Genomic DNA, 22,035 nt, shown 5'->3' on the forward strand with positions numbered 1-22,035 from the left:
ATTGTGCCATAAAAATAGTGAAAAATTAACCCCAAGACCATTGGGGATATCAAGGCAGTTTGACAAAGGCTTATTTATAGGACTTACGCATAAGACACTGGATTCCTGCATTCGCAGGAATGACGAAAAATTTATGGAATCGTCACCCCTGCGTAGGCAGGGGTCTAGCGTCTTATTTAGCAAGATAAATTTAAAATTTGCGTAAGTCCTAATTTAAACAAGTTTTAAAATAAGTGGCTTATAAACTGCGATTGCCCCATACTAACAAATTTTGTGCAATAAAATGTTGTGGTTTGGTATGAGAAGCATGAATAAATGCCACTTTGTGAAAATTACTGCTACCTATCTACCCAAATTTTAGTATAATAGCCCAAAGTTCCAGTAATAGTCTTAAACAGCCTAAAGTCACGTAAGCAGGATAGCTTATATATTTGTAATAACAAGGAAAAGTAGACGTTTAGCTGACATAGTAAACAGTTCATAGGCTCAATTGATTATTTTTTACAAAATTTATCACGATACGAAACACACTTAGCGAGTGTTTTTTTTTGGCGTAATCCAAACAATATATCCGATATTTAGTAAATAAATAATAACTATTAACCCATGAAATTTTTTCTTGTTTGTATTAGTGCTAGGCTATTATCTAAATTTTTTCCTTTCCCAATAAGATAGTAGAAGCGACTTATGACAACCGCCAATCATACCGAACTGTCAGCAGACAATGCTGTATATCTTGAATCCTTGTATGAGCAATATCTACAAGACCCCCAAAGCGTTGACCCACAATTTATCCCTTATTTTGAGCAGTTTGTGACCACGGACGACAAAAACGCCCTGCATCACACCATCCAAGACCAATTCTTATTATTGGCTCGCAACACCACTGCTAGCAAAGTCAGCAATGCAGGAGCATCAGGTAGCATCAGCCCAACCGAACTTCGTGAATTTAGCGATAACCAAATGGGCGTACAAAAACTCATTACCAGTTATCGCCGTCGTGGACATCGCCACGCCAAACTTGACCCACTAGGGTTGATGGCTCGCCCAGAAGTTGAGGAATTAAGCCTTGAATACTACGGCTTGTCAGAAGCAGACTTGGATAATGTGTATCCTGCTAGCGACCTTAATATCGGTAAAGACAAAGCCACGTTACGTGAAATCTTAGAAATTCTAAACCGTGTGTATTGTAGTAGCATTGGGGCTGAATATTTCCACGTCACCACTGCCAAAGAAAAACGCTGGATTGAGAAATACCTTGAGCAAAATCTTGGCTTTATCCAATTTGACAATGAAAAACGCAAATCAATCCTTGAGCGCTTGACCGCTGCCGAAGGTTTAGAAAAATACCTTGCTCGCAAATATACAGGCGTGAAGCGTTTTGGTCTTGAGGGTGGCGAAAGCTTTATCCCAATGGTCAATGAGATGATTCAGCGTGCAGGTCAAAACGGCACAAAAGAAATGGTCATCGGTATGGCTCACCGTGGACGTTTGAATTTATTGGTCAATATTTTGGGTAAAAATCCAAAAGATTTGTTTGATGAATTTGATGGTAAAAAACAGCCAACCATGGGTTCAGGTGATGTGAAGTATCACAACGGCTTTAGCTCAAACGTGATGACACCAGGTGGCGAAGCTCACTTGGCATTGGCATTTAACCCATCGCACCTTGAGATTGTATCGCCTGTGTTGATTGGTTCGGTACGTGCAAGACAAGTTCGCCGTGATGACACAACAGGTGATAGCGTTCTACCAATCGTGGTGCATGGTGATGCGGCATTTGCAGGTCAAGGCGTGAACCAAGAAACCTTCCAAATGTCACAAACCCGTGCGTATGCCACAGGTGGTACATTACACATTGTCATTAATAACCAAGTTGGCTTTACCACTAGCCGTATCGAAGATGCTCGTTCAACCGAGTATTGTACCGATATCGCTAAAATGGTACACGCACCGATTTTCCATGTAAATGGCGATGACCCAGAAGCCGTGGTGTTCTTGGCACAGCTTGCCCATGACTACCGTCAAGCGTTCCACAAAGATATCGTGATTGATATGTACTGCTACCGCCGTAACGGTCATAACGAAGCAGACGAGCCATCAGCCACTCAACCATTGATGTATTCGGTCATCAAAAAATTACCAACCACCCGTGAGCTATATGCCAAAAAATTGGCAAGCGAAGGCGTATTGGCGGACAGCGATGCAGTGGGCTATGAAGACCATTATCGTGAGTCATTGGACAAAGGCGAATATGTTGCCAGTGCGTTGGTACTTGAGCCAAACAAAGGCTTGTATGTCGATTGGACACCTTACCTAGGTCATAAACTTGAAGATGATTGGAACACAGGTGTCAGCCTTGATAAACTCAAAGTTTATGGCGAGCGTATGGCTCAAATGCCAGAAGGCTACGAATTACAACGTCAAGTGGCAAAAGTCGTTGAACAACGTCTAGCCATGCAAACAGGGCAAGAACCACTGAACTGGGGTGCTGCGGAAACCTTAGCCTATGCGTCATTGGTTGATGAAGGCTATCCTGTGCGTATCACAGGGGAAGACGTGGGTCGTGGTACGTTCTCACACCGCCATTCAGAACTTTATAACATGAAAGATGGCAGTATGTATGTGCCATTGGCAAACATAACTCCAAACCAAGCCCGTTTTGATACCTTTAACTCATTGTTATCAGAAGAAGCGGTATTGGCGTTTGAATATGGCTATGCGACCACTGTGCCAAATGCGTTAGTCATTTGGGAAGCCCAGTTTGGTGACTTCGCCAATGGTGCTCAAGTGGTGATTGACCAGTTTATCTCAAGTGGTGAAACCAAATGGCAACGTCTATGTGGTTTGACCATGTTGTTACCACACGGCTACGAAGGTCAAGGCCCAGAGCATTCATCAGCACGTCTTGAGCGTTATTTGCAGTTGTGTGCCGAAGACAATATGCAAGTGATTACACCGACCACGCCTGCACAGATTTTCCATGCCCTACGCCGTCAGGTAATTCGCCCAGCACGCAAACCAATGATTGTGATGTCACCAAAATCATTGCTACGTCATAAACTTGCGGTTTCGACTCTTGATGACTTAGCGACTGGTAAATTTGAAACCGTCATCAGCGAAATCGACCAACTTGACAATAACAAAGTCACTCGTTTGGTACTGTGTGGTGGTAAAGTGTATTACGACCTACTGGAAAAACGCCGTGAATTGGGCTTGGATAATGTGGCTATCGTGCGTATCGAGCAACTTTATCCATTACCAGAAGCACGTATCTTGGAAGAAGTAGCAAAATATCCAAACCTTGAAGGCATCGTGTGGACACAAGAAGAGCCACGCAATCAAGGGGCTTGGTACTATCTTGCACCGCACCTATTCCGTCTGATTGCACCACCAAAACCTGCGACACGCCCAACCAAAGCTCATCTACTTGAGCCAGTGGCACGCCCATCATCGGCAGCCCCAGCGGCAGGTTCGATGCAGATGCACACCGCACAGCAGAAGAAAGTGGTCAACGATGCGTTAGGTATCAGCGAGTAATTATCAGACCAACAAAGGATAGCCAAACATTGGCTATCCGCTTTGCTATTTAATAGATTAAATTTTAGATACTAAACCCAATAAATGTACTGTAGGGGCTTATTGAATAAGCCCAATTTTAAAAAATCAGAAATTTAAAATCTTAAAGGGCGTAAGCATTACGCCCCAACAATTTAAATTTTGGGTTTAGTATAAAATGATTATTAAACGTGTTTAATGAAAAACAAGTTTTAACCCCATTGCCAAAATTACAACATTCATAGGAGAAATCTCATGGCAGAAATCAAAGTCCCCGTATTCCCAGAGTCAGTTGCCGATGGTACGATTGTGGCGTGGAACTTCAACGAAGGCGACCAAGTAAGCCGTGATGCGGTACTTGCCGAAATCGAAACCGACAAAGTCGTGATGGAAGTCGTTGCCCAAACTGATGGCGTATTGTCAAAAATCATCAAAAATGTGGACGAAACTGTACTATCAGCTGAAGTAATCGGTGAGTTAACCGAAGGTGCAGTTGCTTCACCAAAAGCTGAGCCAACTGCTGAAAGCTTGAGCGAAAAAGAAGCGGATAAAGGCACAACTGTTGCCCCAGAATCAGTTGCTGCTCCTGTACAGGCAAAAGGTGCTGAAGAAGCCCATAAAGACCAAGCCCCAGCCGTGCGTAAAGCTGCTAATACCACAGGCGTAAACCCTGCGGATGTGGAAGGTTCTGGTCGTGGCGGTCGTGTCACCAAAGAAGACATGGCAAACCCAACTTTGAAAGCTAACAACAGCATTAAATCAGACAACGGTCAAGTGGTTGCCAATGCTGTGGGTCAACGTGTTGAAAAACGTGTACCAATGACTCGCTTGCGTGCAAGAGTGGCAGAGCGTCTATTAGCCGCTACCCAAGAAACCGCCATGTTGACCACCTTTAACGAAGTCAACATGAAACCAATCATGGAATTACGCTCAGAGTTTAAAGACCGTTTTGAAAAACGTCATGGCGTGAAATTGGGCTTTATGTCGATTTTCGTTAAAGCTGCTACCGAAGCGTTGAAACGCTTCCCAGCTGTAAATGCGTCAATTGACGGTAATGACATTGTTTATCATGGCTACTATGATGTAGGCGTGGCGGTATCTAGCGACCGTGGTCTAGTTGTACCTGTATTGCGTGACACTGACCAAATGGGTATGGCTGACATCGAAAAAACCATTGGCGACATGGCAAGCAAAGCCCGTGACGGCAAATTGGCGATTGAAGACATGACTGGCGGTACATTCACCATCACCAATGGCGGTGTGTTTGGTTCATTGATGTCAACCCCAATCATCAACCCACCACAAACGGCGATTTTGGGTATGCACGCCACCAAAGAACGCCCAATGGCTGTGAATGGCGAAGTGGTAATTTTACCAATGATGTACTTGGCATTGTCGTATGACCACCGTTTGATTGATGGTAAAGAAGCGGTACAATTCTTGGTCACTATCAAAGAATTGGTCGAAAACCCAGCGATGTTGTTGCTTGACCTATAATGATTAACTGTTAGTTTTTATATATCAAGTTTGGGGCTATTTGCAACCTGTAGATAGCCCTAAGTTGCGGAGATATCTGTTAAGGAAGTATGTATGACAATGATTATCCAAACTACGCTATCTGAATTTCAACAATATATGGCACAGCATGATTTAGCTGATGATACGCCGTTATTGATTGCAGTTGACGGTGCGAATGAAGTTGGCATAGCATCTTCTCGTTTGAATGCCTTGTCATCTTATACAGATGTGTCTGCTAAAAAACTATTTCAGCAATTTTTGTCAAAATTATCACCACAAGCCCCTACACAAGGTAGCTCAAACCAAAATACAGTTGAGCCTATTGCTAAAAAACAAGACTTCTCTGATTTGGCAAATAGTGAGGTATTTGGTATGTGGAAAGATAGAGATGATATTGGTGATAGTACAGAATATATTCGTAAGCTAAGAAGGCAGGAGTGGTAGATTGCAACGCTTACTGATAGATAGTGACGTGCTGATAGAGTTATGGCGTGGTAAGCCTGAGGCAATAAATACGATTCAGCAATATGCGAAAACCAATATATTAGCCATTAGTGTTGTCACTTGGTATGAGTTGATTGTTGGTTGTCGAGATAAGAAAGAGTTGCTAAGTGTTACCCATTTTTTGGAAGATTTTGAGCTAATATTAATACATGAGCAGATTTCAAAAGGGACACAAACATTATTGACACAATACCGCTTAAGTCATGGGTTGCTAACATCGGATGCGTTAATCGCCTCAACAGCAATCACGCATGGTCTTGAGTTGTTGTCACGCAATCAAAAAGACTTTCGCTTTATTCAAAATTTAAACTTATTGCCATACCCATAATATGATGGGCTAGCGATATTGCGAATTGATATATTTAAAACTAGCATGACCATTTAAACCTAAAAAATAAGGAATAGTAATATGAAAACCAGTTACGATTTAGTGATTATCGGTGGTGGACCAGGTGGCTACGAAGCCGCTATCCGTGCAGGTCAGCTTGGTATGAGCGTTGCTTGTATCGAAAAACGTGTTAATAAAGGCGAGCCAGCCCTAGGCGGTACTTGCTTAAACGTTGGCTGTATCCCATCAAAAGCCCTACTTGACAGCTCACACCGCTACGAAGCGACCAAACACGACCTAGCCGACCACGGTATTACCACGGGTGACGTTGCTATCGACATCAGCAAAATGTTAAGCCGTAAAGACACCATCGTCAAACAATTGACAGGTGGCGTGGCAGCCCTACTAAAAGGTAACGGTGCAGACTGGCTACAAGGTACAGGCACATTGCTAGATGGTAAAGGTGCGGATAAACAAGTCCAATTCAACCCATTAGACGGCTCTGCACCGACTACTATTACCGCCAAAAACGTGATTTTGGCATCAGGTTCTGTGCCAATTGATATCCCAGTTGCCCCAATTGACAACGAATACATTGTCGATTCAACAGGTGCGTTAGAATTTGCCGAAGTCCCAGCCCGTCTAGGCGTGATTGGTGCAGGCGTGATTGGTCTTGAGCTAGGTTCAGTATGGCGTAGATTGGGTGCAGAAGTCGTGGTATATGAAGCCATGCCAGATTTCCTAGCCGTTGCAGACAAAGCCGTAAGCAAAGAAGCTGCCAAACTATTGAAAAAACAAGGTTTAGACATCCGTGTCGATACCAAAGTCACCAAAGCCGAAGTCAAAGACGGTAAAGTTGTGGTCACTGCCGATACCAAAGGCGTGGCAGGCGAAGAAGTCTTTGATAAGCTGATTGTGTGCGTAGGTCGCCGTGCTTATAAAGAAAACCTTTTGGGTGAAAACTCAGGTGTTGAATTGACTGAGCGTGGATTGGTTGCGGTGAATGATTTCTGCCAAACCAACCTAGATGGCGTGTATGCGATTGGTGACTTGGTGCGTGGTCCAATGCTTGCTCACAAAGCGATGGAAGAAGGCATGATGGCGGTTGAGCGTATTCATGGCGAAAAAGTTCAAGTTAATTATGACACCATTATCAGTGTTATCTACACACATCCAGAGATTGCATGGGTTGGTCTGACCGAAGAACAAGCCAAAGAGCAAGGCTATGAAGTCAAAGCTGGTCAATTCGGTCTAGCTGCCAATGGTCGTGCGTTAGCGGCAGGTGAGGGCGAAGGCTTTATCAAAGTCGTTGCCGATGTCAAAACTGACCGTTTATTGGGTATGCACGCCGTGTGTGCAGGGGCTGGCGATATCGTGCATCAAGGTATGATTGCGATGGAATTCGTCTCTAGCATCGAAGATTTACAGTTGATGACCTTTGCTCACCCAACCATTTCAGAAGCGGTACACGAAGCGGTACTTTCTGCGGACGGTCGTGCGATTCATGCGATTCAACGTAAACGTAAATAATTGATGTGGTAATATGGCAAAGCCAACGGTTTATATCGAAACCACGATTCCCAGTTTTTTCACGGCACGTCCCAGTTCAGATGTGGATGCGTCAGCGAAAAAACTGGCAACCATTCAATGGTGGGATGAGCAACGTTTTGCATTTGATTTAGTGACTTCAAATTTAGTCATTGAAGAGGCAGAGCGAGGGCATCCAGAGGCATCCAAACGCCGACTTGATTTTTTAGAGCCGATTGCGTTATTGGTGTCGAATGAACATTCATTGAAATTAGCACAGTATTTGGTTGAGCAACACGCATTACCTACCAATTCACTAATGGATGCACACCATGTGGCATTGTCAGCAATTTTCCAAGTCGATTATTTACTCACTTGGAATTGCAAACACATTGCCAATGCTACCATGCGTGATAAAATTGCGTTATCGTGTGAGGCAATGGGATTTGTTGCACCAAAACTATGTACGCCTGCTGAACTGATTGATTTAACTGGATTTTAAGGAGAATAGTATGGATAACAACCGTGAGTATTCAATGACAAGCGATGATATCATCAATGAAATCCATGAAACCCGTGAAAAAATCATGGCAGAATGTAAGGCAAAGAACATTACTTTAGTAGATTTTCTTGCTCAAAGTGAAACTGTGCAAAAGTATATGAAAAATCGTCAAATTGTGCCAATGCCATATAATCCAAACTCAAAGTTAGACCAACTGGCTTTGAATTAGAAATTTTTCACCCAAACGACTGATGCTTTTTTATCAGAATATTTAAAAAATCTTTAAACCAAACCCATAAATTCAACAAGGAAAATCACATGAATTTACATGAGTATCAAGCCAAAGAATTGCTAAAAAGCTATGGACTACCTGTCCAAGAAGGTATCGTTGCCAAAAACGGTGACGAAGCCGCTGCTGCCTTTGACAAAATGGCTGGCAACGCAGGTGCAGTTGTAGTAAAAGCCCAAGTTCACGCAGGTGGTCGTGGTAAAGCAGGTGGCGTAAAAATCGCTAAAACTCGTGAAGAAGCCAAAGCCATTGCCGAAGAATTGATTGGCAAAAACTTGGTTACTTACCAAACTGACGCAAACGGTCAGCCAGTAAACAGCGTACTTATCGCCGAAGATATGTACCCAATCGCCACCGAATTGTACTTAGGTGCAGTCGTTGACCGCTCAAGTCGCCGTGTGACATTTATGGCATCGACTGAAGGCGGTGTTGAGATTGAAAAAGTTGCCGAAGAAACCCCAGAAAAAATCCTAAAAGTTGAAGTTGACCCACTGGTCGGTTTACAACCAAGCCAAGCCCGTGAAGTGGCTTTCAAATTGGGTCTTGAAGGCAAACAAATCAACGAATTTGCTAAATTAATGACTGGTGCTTATCAAGCCTTTATCGAAAATGACTTTGCCTTGTTTGAAATCAACCCATTAGCCGTACGTAAATCTGGCGAATTGGCGTGTGTGGATGCCAAAATCGGTATCGACTCAAATGCCCTTTACCGTTTACCAAAAGTGGCTGAGCTACGTGACAAAACCCAAGAAAATGAGCGTGAATTAAAAGCTTCAGAATTTGACCTAAACTACGTTGCCCTAGAAGGTAACATCGGTTGTATGGTAAACGGTGCTGGTCTTGCAATGGCGACCATGGACATCATCAAACTATACGGCGGTCAACCAGCCAACTTCCTAGACGTAGGTGGCGGTGCGACCAAAGAACGTGTGGTTGAAGCGTTCAAATTGATTCTTGAAGACAAGTCTGTTCAAGGCGTATTGATTAACATCTTCGGTGGTATCGTACGTTGTGACATGATTGCCGAAGCCATTATCGCTGCGGTGAAAGAAGTCAATGTGACTGTACCAGTTGTTGTCCGTCTTGAAGGTAACAACGCTGAATTAGGTGCAAAAATCCTTGACGAATCTGGCTTGAAATTGATTTCTGCACAAGGTCTGTCAGAAGCAGGTCAAAAAATCGTTGATGCTGTAAAGAACGTATAAGCAAAATGCCTAATTAAGTGTTATGTTTGAAAAGTAGGTTGGGTAGAGCCAAGCGATACCCAACAGATAGATAGGTTAAGGGTGTTGGGTGTCGCAAGCTCCACACCAACCTACAAAAAATTCATGTTAAAAAATCGTCAAAATTCCCAAAAAAGGAAAAACAATGAGCGTATTAATTGGAAAAGACACCAAAGTATTGGTGCAAGGTTTTACAGGTAAAAACGGTACATTGCATTCAGAGCAATCAATTGCTTACGGTACTAACATCGTTGGTGGTGTGACCCCAGGTAAAGGCGGTACAACTCACCTTGACCGTCCTGTGTTTGACACCATGGACGAAGCGGTAAAAGCCACAGGTGCAAATGCGTCAGTGATTTTTGTACCAGCCCCTTTCGTACTTGACTCAATCGTTGAAGCGATTAACTCAGGCGTAAAATTGGTTGTTGTGATTACCGAAGGCGTACCAACCCTAGATATGCTAAAAGCCAAACGTTTCTTAGAAAACCACAATGCTGACTTAGTCGCAAAAGGTGAAGAAATCGTGCGTATGGTTGGACCAAACTGCCCAGGCGTTATCAGCCCAGGTAAATGCAAAATCGGTATCATGCCAGGTCACATCCACCAAGAAGGTAAGGTCGGTATCATCTCACGTTCTGGTACATTGACGTATGAAGCCGTTGCCCAAACCACCAAACTTGGCTTTGGTCAATCAACTTGTATCGGTATTGGTGGCGACCCAATCCCAGGTATGAACCAAATCGATGCACTTAAATTGCTACAAGACGACCCACAAACCGAAGCGATTGTACTCATCGGTGAAATCGGTGGTACAGCGGAAGAAGAAGCGGCTGCTTACGTTAAAGACCACGTAACTAAGCCAGTTATCGGCTATATCGCTGGTGTGACTGCACCAAAAGGTAAACGTATGGGACACGCAGGGGCAATCATCTCTGGCGGTAGCGGTACTGCTGAAGAGAAATTCAAAGCCTTTGAAGCCGCTGGTATCGCTTATACCCGTGACCCATCAAAAATCGGTGAAAAAGTTAAAGAAGTCACTGGTTGGTAATTATCGGTTATTTAAGTAAGAAATAATACCATTTTTGTAGGGGCGTATTGTATACGCCCACTATGCAAGAAATCAAAAAATTGATATCTTAAATAGGGCGTAAGCCTTGCGAAGCAGTGCTTCTCACCTACGACTTCAAATTTTTGGTTTGGTATAATAAAAAAGCAGAAGGTTAATGACCTTCTGCTTTTTTATGCGATGGCAAATGTCAATGGGCTAAATTTTTGTGACATTCATTTTGTCAGGGATTTGACTAATTGGCTGTAGCAATGCCACCGCTTGCTCAACGGTTTCACAGATAATTAAATTATTCAAATCTTCTTGTTTCATAAAGCCTTGTTCAAAGGTAAACTGTAATTGTTTTACCAAGTGGTCATAAAAACCATTTACATTTAAAATAATCATGGGTTTTTGGTGTTGATAAAGCTGTCGCCATGTGGCAATTTCCATGATTTCTTCAAGTGTACCAAGTCCGCCAGGCAGGGTAATAAAGGCACTGGCATACTCTGCCATGATGGCTTTACGTGTGTGCATGGTGTCAGTCAAATGCAAGCGAGTCAACCCCTCATGGGCAATTTCACGCCCAAGCATAAACTCAGGAATCACACCCACAGCGATACCGCCTGCATCAATCACCCCATCCGCCACCGCACCCATACAGCCAATCACCGCCCCACCATATACCAGCCCCATGTTGGCACTAACCAGTGCTTCCCCCAAAGCTTTGGCGGTATTCATATAAATGGGATGATTGCCCGTGCGTGAGCCACAATACACCGCCACCAATGGTATCTCAATGCTGTCAAAATTGATGACCTGTTTTAATTCGCTAATTTGTTTGCTGGTAATAACTTCAACTTGACTCATATTCGCTCCTATGTGGTCAACTCTTATTTTTTTCAAAATTATCGTCCAATCCCATAATAAGGGGCAATCAATGTGGCTTTATCCACATTGTTAATGGCATTTTTGGCATCAAAAATGGGTATCGCCACCGCATTGAGTTTGGCAATGTTTGGCGATACTGGTAATGACCAATTAATAATAAATAATGCCTCGGCTTGGTTGAGTGGCTCGTAAGCATCATCGACCAATTCAAATAACGGATTATCGCCGTATAATTCTGATAATTCAAAAGCGGTATTGGTGGCATAAATTTGGGTTTTAATCTGATATGACCACAATAAATTGAGCAACGGGTGAATCGCTGAATTGGTGGTACGTCCTGTACCATCTCGATAGCCTGCCCCCCAAATCATTACGGTTTTATGCTCAATAAAACCATCAAAATGTCGCCAAAATTTGCGAAAAATCAGCTCTTTTTGGTCTTCATTCACTGATTGCACTGCTTTGATAAGTTCACTGGTAACTTGATGTTGGCAAAATTGGGCATTTAATTGCTGTAATTCCAACGGCAAAGCTTTACCACCAAACCCCCAACCTGCCGACAAAAATCCATTACCAATACGACTATCCAGCCCCATCATAGCTTGCACCTCATGGATATTCACTTGCAGGCTATCGGCAAGACGTGCCAATTCATTCATAAAGCTAATACGAGTGGCAAGCATGGTCATGGTACTGGCACGAGCAAAGGCGACTGTTTTGATATTGGCAAAATAATAGCGTTCTGCATTTTTGAGGAAAAATAATAAAATCGCTGACTGTTGGTGGCTATTGGGCGTTTTTTCACCAATAAGTACCAAGTCTGGGTGTAGCATCGAGCTAAAATTTTCGCCATCTTTCATAAAAGTCAACGGAAAATAAAACACCCACTGACTTGCCAAATCGTCTGCCAATTGCTCAACGGCTTCGGCTTGGGTCAAACCACTTAAAATAATCTGCTGATGCGGACTGGTAAATTGTTGGCGAATACTGGTCAAACTCTCAGCATTGACAGTGTCCAAAAACAGCCAAATGGTGGCATGTTGATGGCTAGATTGTTGGAAATAGCCTTGTTGTAACGCTTGATTCAAGTCTAAAATGGTGATTTTTTGTTCGCTTGTATAAAGTTGCCAAAAAGATACCAACTGACGCTCAAAACGATAGTGATTGAGTACCGCTTCGACTTGATTGGGGTCACATACCAAGGTAACCTGTTTATCCAAACTTGCCATCACAATACAGGCATTTAATGACTCATTACTCGCCCCAATGATAAAGATTTGTTCTGAATTTTTCATAGTGATACTACTTATTGGCTGGTTTGATAGTGAAATACATCAGTTAAGACTCACGGTTTTAACCAAATCGTAGGTTGGGTAGAGCTTGCGATACCCAACAATTTGAATGGTTTAGGTTGGCTGTCATGCTTCCGCCCAACCTACAAATGGCATTTTTGCGTAAGCCATATCAGTGCGGTTAAAAGATGGAGAAAGATGGCTATTGGGCGTGTTTTATCCATTGTAATAATTGCTGGGTGGAGCTGTCAAAACGCTCGCTATCAATGGCATGTTGCGAATCGGTCAATGCCTCAAACACGCTGTTTGCCATGACTTTGCCCACTTCCACACCCCATTGGTCGAATGGGTTAATTTGCCAAATTACGCTCATCACATACACCTTATGCTCGTATAACGCAATCAATGCCCCCAATGTTTTGGGCGTGAGCGAATTCAGTAGCAAAGTGGTCGAGGGTTGGTCGCCTCGATAGCGTTTAAAATCACTAAATTTATCATCGACTTGCGTGGCTGTGCCTCGTACCGCTTGATTGCCAAACGCCAATACTTGACTTTGAGCCAAACAGTTAGCAAGCGATAATTGGTGCTGTTCGGTCAAAGACGGCTGATTGTGTTGCTTATTATCATATCGCCGAATGGGGGCAATAAAATCGCAACTCACTGCTTGCGTGCCTTGGTGCAATAACTGATAAAAAGCGTGTTGGGCATTTGAGCCGATATCCCCCCATAAAATCGGACAAGTATCGTAATTGACAGTTTCGCCATTACGTTTGACCGATTTGCCGTTACTTTCCATTTCAAGTTGGGTCAAATAATTGGGGAAAAATGACAAACGTCCATCATACGGCAGAACGCTATGAGCATTGATATCCAAAAATGTGCTATTCCACACCCCAAGCAAGCCCAAAATCACGGGCATATTTTTGCTAAACTCAGCAGTGGCAAAATGCCTATCCATCGCATTCGCCCCTGCCAGTAGCTCATAAAAGTTTGGCATACCAATCTTTATCGCAATCGCCAACCCAATCACCGACCACATCGAAAACCGCCCACCGACCCAATCCCACAGCATCAGTTGATTGTCTGAGTGAATCCCCCATTCGCTCATTTTATCGGCTTTGGTGGAAATACCGATAAAATGTCGGCGTAAAATCGTGGCTTTGTTGTTATGACTGGCAAGCAACCATGATAGGGCAGTTTTGGCATTGGATAAGGTGTCAATCGTGCCAAAAGATTTGGAAGACAGAATAAATAAGGTGGTTTTTGGGCTTAAAACTTTAAGCAAATTATCCAGTTGCGTGCCGTCCATATTCGACACAAAATGCACATTAATCGCTGTATCTGCCCACTCTGAGAGTGCAGTGGTCGCCATCAACGGCCCAAGGTCAGAACCACCCACCCCAATATTTACCACATCGGTAATTGCCTTGCCTGAATAGCCACGCCACACGCCATCACGGATACGATTTACTAGGTTTTCTGCTTTGTCTAGGCTGTCATGCACTTGCTCAATGACATTATGACCCTCGACCATCACGCATTCGCCTTTGGGCTGACGTAGGGCAGTATGTAAAGCAGGGCGGTTTTCGGTATCATTGACGACTTCCCCTGACAATAATCGCTGAACTTCTGCTTTTAATCCACGTTCATTTGCTAACGCAAGCAATGCCTCAAAAATCACTGGGGTGATTTTTTGCTTGCTAAAGTCCATCAAAATATCGCAGGCTTGAACTTGATAAGCGGTGGCTCGTTGAGTTTGTTGCTCAAATAACGTGGTCAAATTAGGGATTGTTTGGGCTAAGGTTTGTAAAGTTGTCCAGTGGTCGGTAGGCTTCATGTTTTTTAACCTTATTACGTTCTTGTAAATTCCACATCAGGTTTGGGACGATAGCGTTCAATGGTCTTTTGATACGTGTCCATAAAATACTGCTTAAATACGCCATAATCGCCTGTTTCATAATAATTAACGATACTTTTGGCGTAGTCCGTCACTTGCCCAACATGAAAAATAATCGGAAAAAATCCTGCCTGCATCAAAATATACAGTAATGTATTACGAGCCGTGCGTTTATTGCCATCAATAAAATATTGTAGATAATCTAAATTATTATGTAAATATAACGCTCGCTCAACGGGATGGCTATATTTTTCACTAATCGTTAACAAGTAATTTAGTTCTTCATCCAGTTTTTGTGAGGAAGATAAAGGCTGATAATCTGTGCCACCAATCGTGACTGAGCTATTTCTGACCACACCTCGCTGTGATTGTACCACCAACTTATCAGTAATCATGGCATGTTGGTCTTTGATAAAGGATTTTAGATTAATCATTTCGTCATTATCTAACGCATTGATAATACTGGTAAATGCTTCACGCAAATTTAGCAACATAATCGCATCAGAATACAACTTACCGCCTGCTGTTTGCCCCATTTTCAATAGGGTTAGGGTATCAAATTGGTCATAAGTATTGCCTTCAAGCTTGGCAGAGCTATACACAAAATCAATGCCAATTTCCTCAAGATTACGATGATTGGCTAACAAATAATCGACCGATAATTCGGCTCGATAACCCTCAAATAACGTTTTTTCAGCTTCCGTTAAAATTGGCTTATAGTCCAAATGGTTAGGATTATAATTCATGCTAATTACTTTCCAATTTGTTCGGCAAAATAACACACCGCCTGTAAGTAGCTTTGCATATCACCGCCATCAAAGCTATTACCCACCATTGACACCACTTCCACCCCTTGTGTGCTAATCAAGGCATCAATCGCATCGGTCAGTTGAATTTCACCGCCCACGCTTGGGGCAGTTTTTGCCAAATAATCAAAAATCGCATTGTTAAACACATAGCGACCCACCACCGCAAGGTTTGATGGAGCGTCTTCCGCTTTGGGTTTTTCGACAAACCCAGTCACGCCAAAGGATTGATTGGTATCAATTTTTTCTACCATTTGGGTAGTGGCAAGTTTGGCGATACCATATTTATGAATATCCGCTTCGGCAACAGGGTCAACCAAAATCTGTGAATGTCCTTGCTTATCAAACTCGTTTAGCATAAATGCCAAATTATCCTGTTGATAATTGGTGGTAAATGGATTGATAATCACATCGGGTAATAGCACCGCAAAATGATTATCGCCCACCACGCTACGAGCTTGTAGCACCGCATGACCCAGACCCAATGGCTTACCTTGACGTACGCTGGTCACGGTCACGCCAGCAGGAAGCCAGTTAAGGCTGTCGGCTAATGCGTTTTTACCTTTGTCACGCAATTGGGTATCAAGCTCACTATTGATATCAAAGTAGTTTTCGATGGCGGTTTTTTGGGCATGATTAACCAACACAATATTGGTAATCCCTGAGGCAATCGCCTCTTCGACCACATATTGAATGGCAGGTTTATTGCCCAATGGTAATAGCTCTTTTGGCACGGCTTTTGATAAAGGTAACATTCGAGTACCAAAGCCTGCGACAGGGATAACAGCATGAGTGATGGTCGGCATGAAACGCTCTCTTAATCAAAGGATGGGTAAATGTCAGCTATAATAACACTGGGAGGGTAATAAAGTGAAGTGCTTTCCATAGGGGCTTTTTGACATCCTATAATGGGGCAAATCAGATAACACTTATACAATAAGCCCCTCCCCTTTAGACGTGATAAATATCGGTTGGGTTTTGTGCCAAAGAAGGCATTGAAGGTTGGTGGCAAAACGGAATAAGGGCGAGTAGTTGCGGATTGGCTTGCCCTCGTTCTCGCTGTTTATACATATCCTCGACCATCCGAGCCTGTTGCTCAACGCCATAGCTTAAAAACCCTTTCCCCTCGCACAATGTATAGCTGTATCTACGGTTAAATAAGGCTTTGCGAAACACAGCAATGCCTTGTTGTAATTGCCAAATGTGGGTCAGTTCATGCACCAGCCAAGCCCTTAGCTCTAAGGGTTGATGGCTAAAGTCGTCTAGCCAGTCATGGCGATTAAAGTAGATATTGCCATTGGGCGATACAGCGTAGTTTTTGAGTACCCACCATGCGGTCTTGATGCGGATGTTTGATGTGTCTAGGGTGTCGCCGAACACGGATTGGGCGATGGCGATTTCGCCTTGGGTAAGGGGGCGGGATTTTGATTGTTCAAATATCATGTTAAGTTACTATTTGAAATGGTTTTAGGGGCTTGTTTGGGGTATGGTAATAGGCATAATAGCAGATTTTTAAGGGAATTTATGAAGCGTTTAGGTTTAAAATTTCACCTTAACTTTTTGCAGAGATTGGCAAATTCCTCTATAGTATGATTTAAACTCAATTTTTTAAGGAGTGGTTATGCTTATTGACCTACCGCTGACGGCGGAAGAAGTCGTTTATGTCACCAACAATGCCAAACAACAAGGCATTGAGGTTACGGAGTTGATGGCAAATGCGATTCGTAAAGATATGCCGTTTTATTATGATAGAGAGCGTATGGACAAAGCCATCGCCTCACCTCGTGTTGAAGTGCCAAAATCTGCCCTTAAAGATTTTGAAACCTTTGAAAAATGGCTTGATGGGGCATTGTGATTGTGGATTTATCCTATCATCCGCCTTTTGAGTTGCCTCGTGGTGACTATCTAACCTACGAATAATTTTTATACTTCCAATGAATCAAATCCCCCTCGCCCAACGCCTCCGCCCCACCACCCTCGACCAAATCATCGGGCAAACCCACCTACTTGGACAAAACGCCCCCATCAGACGCATTGTCGAACAAGGCTATCTCCCCTCCATGATTCTGCACGGTGAGGCAGGCATTGGCAAAACCACCCTCGCCATGCTCCTTGCCAATGCCGTGAACCGCCCGTTTCGCCCACTGTCCGCCATCAATGCAGGGGTCAAAGAACTGCGAGAAGTATTGGCAAAAGATGACGGCTTATTTTATGAACCGCCTGTGGTATTTGTCGATGAAATCCACCGCTTTAACAAAGCCCAACAAGATGCCCTCCTCGGTGCAGTCGAGGCAGGCGATATCACGCTGATTGGGGCGACCACCGAAAATCCGTCCTTTAGCGTCAACAACGCCCTACTCTCTCGTTGCCAAGTGTATCGGCTTAAGCCATTGAGTGAAGACGAAATTAACCAAGTATTACAGCGAGCCATCACGCAAGATGAAGTGCTAAACAAGCTAAACATCGACATCCAATCTACCCAAACAATTTTTCAATTATCACAAGGCGATGCTCGTAAGGCATTGAATTTATTAGAACTCACCATCCAATCAAGTAATGGTAATCCGATTATCGTCAATGATGAAACGGTGAGTAAAGTCGCAGGTTCAAAGCTGATTCGCTATGACCGAGATGGCGAACAACACTATGACATTATCTCCGCCATGATTAAGTCGGTGCGTGGCTCTGACCCAGATGCGTCATTGTATTGGCTGGCTCGGATGTTGGTGGCAGGGGAAGACCCTGCGTTCATTGCTCGGCGGTTGGTGATTTTGGCGAGTGAGGATATTGGGCTTGCCAACCCCAATGCCTTGCTACTGGCGGACACGGCTTTACGCAGTGTGCAGAGTATCGGTATGCCAGAGGCGAGGATTATTTTGGGGCAAGTGGTGGTGTATTTGGCGACATCGGCAAAGTCGAACAGTAGCTATAAGGCGATTAATGAGGCGATGAAACTTGCCGAAAACGACCAATCACCTGTGCCACTGCACCTACGCAATGGCGTGACAGGCTTGATGAAGTCGCAAGGCTATGGGGCGAATTATATCTATCCACATGATTTCCCCAATCACTATCACCGACAGCAATATTTGCCTGACAACTTGGTGGGAACGCAGTTTTATCAGTTTGGCGACAATGCCAAAGAACAACAGACCTATGCGTTTATGCAGTGGTTAAAGGGATATTAATACAAATATACTGCTTTCCAAATTTTAAAATTACACTTAACGCCATCATTTTACCCCACCCCAGCCCTCCCCTTGGCAGGGGAGGGAGTTGTTCTCCCCCTGACAAGGGGGAGTTAGAGGGGGTATAGTTAATCAAAATTCCAAATATTTTTTATACGTCCACGCCCCCACGCTCAACACGGCAAACAGCACCGCCAACATGATTTGCAACCATAAAAACGCTTGATGACGCTTGCCAAATTCACTAAAGGTTTTTTTAGAATAACTGCCTTTGCTAAACCCATAGCTGTCATCTTCTCGCCAAGTGCCTTTTTGGTAATATCGTTGCATGTCAGTGATTAGGCGTGGCATATAGCCTGCCAACATATCCAGCGTGCCGACTTCGTCAAACACAGGGCTGATAGGGTCTTTGTCCTTGACTTTATCAAGGTTAATACAGTGCATACCCCACTCAGCAAAACGTTTATGCTCGTGTGAGCCATCGGTGAGTTTTCGCATATCTCGATGACGATTATCAGTGGTAATCATGCGATATAAATTGGTCACATCTAGCTCATTACCTTCAAGGTATTGTAAAAAATTACCTTCATAAAATAATAAAAATCCTGTAATGCCTGTTTTTTTATTATTTTTACTGGCAATTTCACAAATATCATGGAACGTGCTGTGATGAATACTCGCAGGTAACGTGATATGGCTAGTATACAGAATATAATAGATTGGCATAGGTTTTATACCGAATAAATGTTGACCAAAATACCTAATTATACTATGTCGCTTGGTCATCGACAATAGATAGGGTTTTTTCATTGTTCATTTTTTAATCAAATTATAGCACACCACCCATTAATTGTATACTTTTCAAGCAATTTATTTTGACTGGTGCATTCGTATTGATAAAAACATTATTCCATCACCGCTCGTATATTTTTACTCAATCCATCTGAATTTTACGTTATAATCAAAATCACTAAATATTTGATTTTGATAAGGCATTATGATTATGGCATTCAATACCATTCCCGAAATTTTAGACGATATCCGAGCAGGCAAAATGGTCATTCTGATGGATGACGAAGACCGAGAAAATGAGGGCGACCTCATCATGGCAGCCACCCATGTGCGTCCAGAAGACATCAATTTTATGATTACCCACGCCCGTGGTTTGGTGTGTTTGACACTGACCCAAGCTCGTTGTGAGCAGTTGGATTTGCCATTGATGAGTGATAAAAATGGGGCAAAATTTAGCACCAATTTCACCGTTTCTATCGAAGCGTCCGAAGGCGTGACTACAGGGATTTCGGCAGCCGACCGTGCTAGAACCGTGCAAGCCGCCGTGTCTGCGACTGCCAAGCCGTCTGATATCGTGCAACCAGGGCATATTTTCCCCATCATGGCACAAAAAGGCGGTGTGCTACACCGTGCAGGGCATACCGAAGCAGGCTGTGACTTGGCACGCCTTGCAGGGCTAGAGCCAGCCTCGGTGATTGTCGAGATTATCAAACCTGATGGCGAAATGGCTCGCCGTGATGACCTCGAAATCTTTGCCAAAGAACATAATCTCAAAATCGGTACGATTGCGGACTTGATTCAATATCGCATCAATAACGAACAAACCGTGGAAGAAGTCGAGCAATATACGCTTGATACTGAATTTGGCACATTTACCGCTTACCAATTTCAAGAATATGGCTCAACTGACAGCCATTTGGCATTGGTCAAAGGCAATCCGAGCGAAGGCGTGACCACTGTGCGTGTGCATAGTTTTCAGCCACTGCGAGATTTGCTTGGGGTAAAACCGCAAAATAACCACGGTAAAGGGAATTGGAGCATTCAGTCTGCATTAGCGGTGTTGGGTAAAGAAGAACGTGGCGTGTTTGTGTGGATTGGCAATGATAGCCCTATCAATATGGGTGAGGCATTGGATAATTATATCAACCAAAAACCCTCAGAGCCGTCAAAATACCAACCTTACCGTACCGTGGGCGTTGGGGCTCAAATTTTGCGTCATTTGGGGGTGAAAGATATGCAGTTATTGTCCTCACCGCTCAAGTTTAATGCCCTGTCAGGCTTTGGGCTAAATGTGGTGAATACGGTGACGAGTCCATCAAATGTTTGATAATCATCAAAATTTACCTTAACTAGCCATCATGTGTTGCAACATTTTACCATATGACATCGCATAAGGTTGCAACACATGTTTGTTTTGTTGGTTATCTTGGTACAACACCGCCATTTCCGCTACCACCTCAAGAGCTTGTCGAGCTGTCCATGTATACGTATCGAATTGCTTCAATAAATTACCAAATGAACAATTTTTATGTTGGTAAACATTGACATAGTGCATGACCCAATCTTCAAATATGTTTTTTTCTAGTCTACCCTGCACAATCAATTTCACTTGTTTATGACGAGGGTCTTGCTGAATCGTATGATATAAATTGATGATTGCCAGTTCTTCGCCTTCAAGATATTGCAAAAATTTATGGTCTTTAAAATACAAAAAACCCTTAATACCTGTAATGGGATTAACTCGGTGAGAAACCGTTAAAATATCAATTAGCGTATCGTGATTAAATTGAGCTTCTGCGGTAATGGTACTGGTATAAACAAGATAATAAACTGGGTGAGGCATTTTCCCCTCCTAAATCTGGTAAATTTAAAGTTATATTTTGGTAGTTTAAGCGTATCCCATACGTGTCCACACAACTCTTCTTATTTCTGATTTCTGATTTCTGATTTCTGATTTCTGATTTAAATCAATATAGCCCTTTTTTATTAAAAGCTTATTACAAATAACAACCAAAAATCAACTATTTATAAGAAATTTTGTTTAGAAAATCATCAACTCACTTTATTGAATATTTATGATTGCTTTCTAATGCTGTTAAATCCGCTCGTTGTTTATCGCTAATTGCTTGCTTTTGTTCCCCTTTCTCATCAAAAAACACCAACACCGATTCAAGGGTTGCCACCACCGCATGTTGGGCGGTGCTATAATAAACATACTCATGCACAAGGCTGGTATTACCGACTTTTTTGGCACGAATCCCAATCCACAAGGTATCTGGGTAAGTCACAGGGCGTAAATATTGGCAAGAAGAACTGGCTAGCACCGTAAAAGTAGTGGCATTAAACATATCCACCTGCTCCAAATAATGAATCCTCGCTCGCTGGGCATACTCATAATACACCACATTATTGACATGGTTAAAAGCATCCATATCGCCCCACTCCACGGCTTGTATATACACCACGGCATATTCATGTAATGGATGGGTGGCTTCGCTCGTGGCTTGGCGAATATGGGGGGCAATCGCATCTTGTGGCATGGTTTACATTCCTTCAATATTTATTTGATATTTCCCAGTAATGGAATCAACATTCCATACTGAAGTTACGCACTTCAATAAAAACAAGGTATTATAAAAAAAAGCAAGTCACTAAGAGCCGACAAATGAATAGAG

At 43.1% G+C, this 22,035-nt stretch carries 21 protein-coding genes; 12 read left to right on the top strand and 9 right to left on the bottom strand.

Annotated features, from left to right (window positions below; translation table 11 throughout):
• Window positions 1–687 precede the first annotated feature (687 nt).
• The 9 genes from ACK1U4_RS11240 to sucD all read left to right on the top strand — a co-directional run bounded on the left by ACK1U4_RS11240 (window position 688) and on the right by sucD (window position 10,497).
• A complete protein-coding gene (locus ACK1U4_RS11240) occupies window positions 688–3,540 on the top strand; it encodes a 2-oxoglutarate dehydrogenase E1 component (RefSeq protein ID WP_419400229.1) in 2,853 nt (950 codons plus the stop codon).
• A gap of 273 nt (window positions 3,541–3,813) precedes the next feature.
• Window positions 3,814–5,055 (top strand): 2-oxoglutarate dehydrogenase complex dihydrolipoyllysine-residue succinyltransferase, encoded by a 1,242-nt coding sequence (gene odhB / locus ACK1U4_RS11245; protein WP_419400230.1) that lies wholly within the window; start codon window positions 3,814–3,816, stop codon window positions 5,053–5,055.
• 93 nt (window positions 5,056–5,148) lie between these two features.
• A complete protein-coding gene (locus tag ACK1U4_RS11250) occupies window positions 5,149–5,520 on the top strand; it encodes a hypothetical protein (RefSeq protein WP_419400231.1) in 372 nt (123 codons plus the stop codon).
• Between the two features lies 1 nt (window position 5,521).
• Window positions 5,522–5,908, top strand: a complete 387-nt coding sequence (locus ACK1U4_RS11255; RefSeq protein ID WP_419400232.1) for a type II toxin-antitoxin system VapC family toxin — start codon at window positions 5,522–5,524, stop codon at window positions 5,906–5,908.
• An 81-nt stretch (window positions 5,909–5,989) separates the two neighbouring features.
• A complete protein-coding gene (gene lpdA, locus ACK1U4_RS11260; RefSeq protein ID WP_419400233.1) occupies window positions 5,990–7,438 on the top strand; it encodes a dihydrolipoyl dehydrogenase in 1,449 nt (482 codons plus the stop codon).
• A 13-nt stretch (window positions 7,439–7,451) separates the two neighbouring features.
• Window positions 7,452–7,937: a type II toxin-antitoxin system VapC family toxin gene (locus ACK1U4_RS11265; protein WP_419400234.1), complete on the top strand. Its 486-nt coding sequence runs from the start codon at window positions 7,452–7,454 to the stop codon at window positions 7,935–7,937.
• Window positions 7,938–7,947: 10 nt separating this feature from the next.
• Window positions 7,948–8,166 (top strand): hypothetical protein, encoded by a 219-nt coding sequence (locus ACK1U4_RS11270; RefSeq protein ID WP_419400235.1) that lies wholly within the window; start codon window positions 7,948–7,950, stop codon window positions 8,164–8,166.
• An 89-nt stretch (window positions 8,167–8,255) separates the two neighbouring features.
• Entirely contained in the window at window positions 8,256–9,431 is a 1,176-nt protein-coding gene (sucC, locus tag ACK1U4_RS11275; RefSeq protein ID WP_419400236.1) for an ADP-forming succinate--CoA ligase subunit beta, read from the top strand.
• Window positions 9,432–9,594: 163 nt separating this feature from the next.
• Window positions 9,595–10,497 carry a succinate--CoA ligase subunit alpha gene (gene sucD / locus ACK1U4_RS11280; RefSeq protein WP_419400237.1) on the top strand — a complete coding sequence of 301 codons (903 nt, stop codon included), beginning with the start codon at window positions 9,595–9,597 and terminating at the stop codon, window positions 10,495–10,497.
• Window positions 10,498–10,713: 216 nt separating this feature from the next.
• Here sucD and ACK1U4_RS11285 read toward each other — a convergent pair whose 3' ends face one another.
• The 6 genes from ACK1U4_RS11285 to ACK1U4_RS11310 form a co-directional block, all read right to left on the bottom strand.
• Window positions 10,714–11,364, bottom strand: coding sequence for a TIGR00730 family Rossman fold protein (locus ACK1U4_RS11285; RefSeq protein ID WP_419400238.1), 651 nt, complete (start codon window positions 11,362–11,364; stop codon window positions 10,714–10,716).
• 38 nt (window positions 11,365–11,402) lie between these two features.
• Entirely contained in the window at window positions 11,403–12,680 is a 1,278-nt protein-coding gene (locus ACK1U4_RS11290; RefSeq protein WP_419400239.1) for a UDP-glucose 6-dehydrogenase, read from the bottom strand.
• Between the two features lie 199 nt (window positions 12,681–12,879).
• Window positions 12,880–14,514, bottom strand: coding sequence for a glucose-6-phosphate isomerase (pgi, locus tag ACK1U4_RS11295; RefSeq protein WP_419400240.1), 1,635 nt, complete (start codon window positions 14,512–14,514; stop codon window positions 12,880–12,882).
• Between the two features lie 14 nt (window positions 14,515–14,528).
• Window positions 14,529–15,320, bottom strand: a complete 792-nt coding sequence (locus ACK1U4_RS11300) for a Fic family protein (RefSeq protein WP_419400241.1) — start codon at window positions 15,318–15,320, stop codon at window positions 14,529–14,531.
• Between the two features lie 5 nt (window positions 15,321–15,325).
• A complete protein-coding gene (locus ACK1U4_RS11305; protein WP_419400242.1) occupies window positions 15,326–16,186 on the bottom strand; it encodes a UTP--glucose-1-phosphate uridylyltransferase in 861 nt (286 codons plus the stop codon).
• Window positions 16,187–16,331: 145 nt separating this feature from the next.
• Entirely contained in the window at window positions 16,332–16,823 is a 492-nt protein-coding gene (locus ACK1U4_RS11310) for a type IV secretion protein Rhs (RefSeq protein ID WP_419400243.1), read from the bottom strand.
• Between the two features lie 178 nt (window positions 16,824–17,001).
• Between ACK1U4_RS11310 and ACK1U4_RS11315 the strand changes: the two genes are divergently transcribed.
• Together ACK1U4_RS11315 and ACK1U4_RS11320 are read left to right on the top strand one after the other, a co-directional pair.
• The gene (locus ACK1U4_RS11315) at window positions 17,002–17,235 is read left to right on the top strand and encodes a hypothetical protein (protein ID WP_419400244.1); all 234 of its coding nucleotides are present in this window, start codon (window positions 17,002–17,004) and stop codon (window positions 17,233–17,235) included.
• Between the two features lie 79 nt (window positions 17,236–17,314).
• Window positions 17,315–18,568: a replication-associated recombination protein A gene (locus tag ACK1U4_RS11320; protein ID WP_419400245.1), complete on the top strand. Its 1,254-nt coding sequence runs from the start codon at window positions 17,315–17,317 to the stop codon at window positions 18,566–18,568.
• Window positions 18,569–18,700: 132 nt separating this feature from the next.
• On the opposite strand, the gene ACK1U4_RS11325 is transcribed toward ACK1U4_RS11320, so the two are convergent.
• A complete protein-coding gene (locus ACK1U4_RS11325) occupies window positions 18,701–19,294 on the bottom strand; it encodes a BLUF domain-containing protein (protein WP_419400246.1) in 594 nt (197 codons plus the stop codon).
• A gap of 277 nt (window positions 19,295–19,571) precedes the next feature.
• On the opposite strand from ACK1U4_RS11325, the gene ribBA reads away from it, so the two are divergent.
• Window positions 19,572–20,687: a bifunctional 3,4-dihydroxy-2-butanone-4-phosphate synthase/GTP cyclohydrolase II gene (gene ribBA, locus ACK1U4_RS11330; protein WP_419400247.1), complete on the top strand. Its 1,116-nt coding sequence runs from the start codon at window positions 19,572–19,574 to the stop codon at window positions 20,685–20,687.
• Between the two features lie 18 nt (window positions 20,688–20,705).
• Here the strand turns inward: ribBA and ACK1U4_RS11335 are convergent, their stop codons facing one another.
• Both ACK1U4_RS11335 and ACK1U4_RS11340 read right to left on the bottom strand, forming a co-directional pair.
• Window positions 20,706–21,203: a BLUF domain-containing protein gene (locus tag ACK1U4_RS11335; RefSeq protein WP_419400248.1), complete on the bottom strand. Its 498-nt coding sequence runs from the start codon at window positions 21,201–21,203 to the stop codon at window positions 20,706–20,708.
• A 214-nt stretch (window positions 21,204–21,417) separates the two neighbouring features.
• Window positions 21,418–21,900: an acyl-CoA thioesterase gene (locus ACK1U4_RS11340; RefSeq protein WP_419400249.1), complete on the bottom strand. Its 483-nt coding sequence runs from the start codon at window positions 21,898–21,900 to the stop codon at window positions 21,418–21,420.
• Between the last annotated feature and the right edge of the window lie 135 nt (window positions 21,901–22,035).

This window comes from Moraxella sp. TY6, from assembly GCF_048551375.1.
Classification (GTDB): Bacteria; Pseudomonadota; Gammaproteobacteria; order Pseudomonadales; family Moraxellaceae; genus Faucicola.

What these genes read in the sequence shown, in the direction of transcription:
- ACK1U4_RS11240 (WP_419400229.1), top strand. Translation starts at nt 688, where the DNA reads ATGACAACCGCCAATCATACCGAACTGTCAGCAGACAATGCTGTATAT.
- odhB (WP_419400230.1), top strand. Translation starts at nt 3,814, where the DNA reads ATGGCAGAAATCAAAGTCCCCGTATTCCCAGAGTCAGTTGCCGATGGT.
- ACK1U4_RS11250 (WP_419400231.1), top strand. Translation starts at nt 5,149, where the DNA reads ATGACAATGATTATCCAAACTACGCTATCTGAATTTCAACAATATATG.
- lpdA (WP_419400233.1), top strand. Translation starts at nt 5,990, where the DNA reads ATGAAAACCAGTTACGATTTAGTGATTATCGGTGGTGGACCAGGTGGC.
- ACK1U4_RS11265 (WP_419400234.1), top strand. Translation starts at nt 7,452, where the DNA reads ATGGCAAAGCCAACGGTTTATATCGAAACCACGATTCCCAGTTTTTTC.
- ACK1U4_RS11270 (WP_419400235.1), top strand. Translation starts at nt 7,948, where the DNA reads ATGGATAACAACCGTGAGTATTCAATGACAAGCGATGATATCATCAAT.
- sucC (WP_419400236.1), top strand. Translation starts at nt 8,256, where the DNA reads ATGAATTTACATGAGTATCAAGCCAAAGAATTGCTAAAAAGCTATGGA.
- sucD (WP_419400237.1), top strand. Translation starts at nt 9,595, where the DNA reads ATGAGCGTATTAATTGGAAAAGACACCAAAGTATTGGTGCAAGGTTTT.
- ACK1U4_RS11285 (WP_419400238.1), bottom strand. Translation starts at nt 11,364, where the DNA reads ATGAGTCAAGTTGAAGTTATTACCAGCAAACAAATTAGCGAATTAAAA.
- ACK1U4_RS11290 (WP_419400239.1), bottom strand. Translation starts at nt 12,680, where the DNA reads ATGAAAAATTCAGAACAAATCTTTATCATTGGGGCGAGTAATGAGTCA.
- pgi (WP_419400240.1), bottom strand. Translation starts at nt 14,514, where the DNA reads ATGAAGCCTACCGACCACTGGACAACTTTACAAACCTTAGCCCAAACA.
- ACK1U4_RS11300 (WP_419400241.1), bottom strand. Translation starts at nt 15,320, where the DNA reads ATGAATTATAATCCTAACCATTTGGACTATAAGCCAATTTTAACGGAA.
- ACK1U4_RS11305 (WP_419400242.1), bottom strand. Translation starts at nt 16,186, where the DNA reads ATGCCGACCATCACTCATGCTGTTATCCCTGTCGCAGGCTTTGGTACT.
- ACK1U4_RS11310 (WP_419400243.1), bottom strand. Translation starts at nt 16,823, where the DNA reads ATGATATTTGAACAATCAAAATCCCGCCCCCTTACCCAAGGCGAAATC.
- ACK1U4_RS11315 (WP_419400244.1), top strand. Translation starts at nt 17,002, where the DNA reads ATGCTTATTGACCTACCGCTGACGGCGGAAGAAGTCGTTTATGTCACC.
- ACK1U4_RS11320 (WP_419400245.1), top strand. Translation starts at nt 17,315, where the DNA reads ATGAATCAAATCCCCCTCGCCCAACGCCTCCGCCCCACCACCCTCGAC.
- ACK1U4_RS11325 (WP_419400246.1), bottom strand. Translation starts at nt 19,294, where the DNA reads ATGCCAATCTATTATATTCTGTATACTAGCCATATCACGTTACCTGCG.
- ribBA (WP_419400247.1), top strand. Translation starts at nt 19,572, where the DNA reads ATGGCATTCAATACCATTCCCGAAATTTTAGACGATATCCGAGCAGGC.
- ACK1U4_RS11335 (WP_419400248.1), bottom strand. Translation starts at nt 21,203, where the DNA reads ATGCCTCACCCAGTTTATTATCTTGTTTATACCAGTACCATTACCGCA.
- ACK1U4_RS11340 (WP_419400249.1), bottom strand. Translation starts at nt 21,900, where the DNA reads ATGCCACAAGATGCGATTGCCCCCCATATTCGCCAAGCCACGAGCGAA.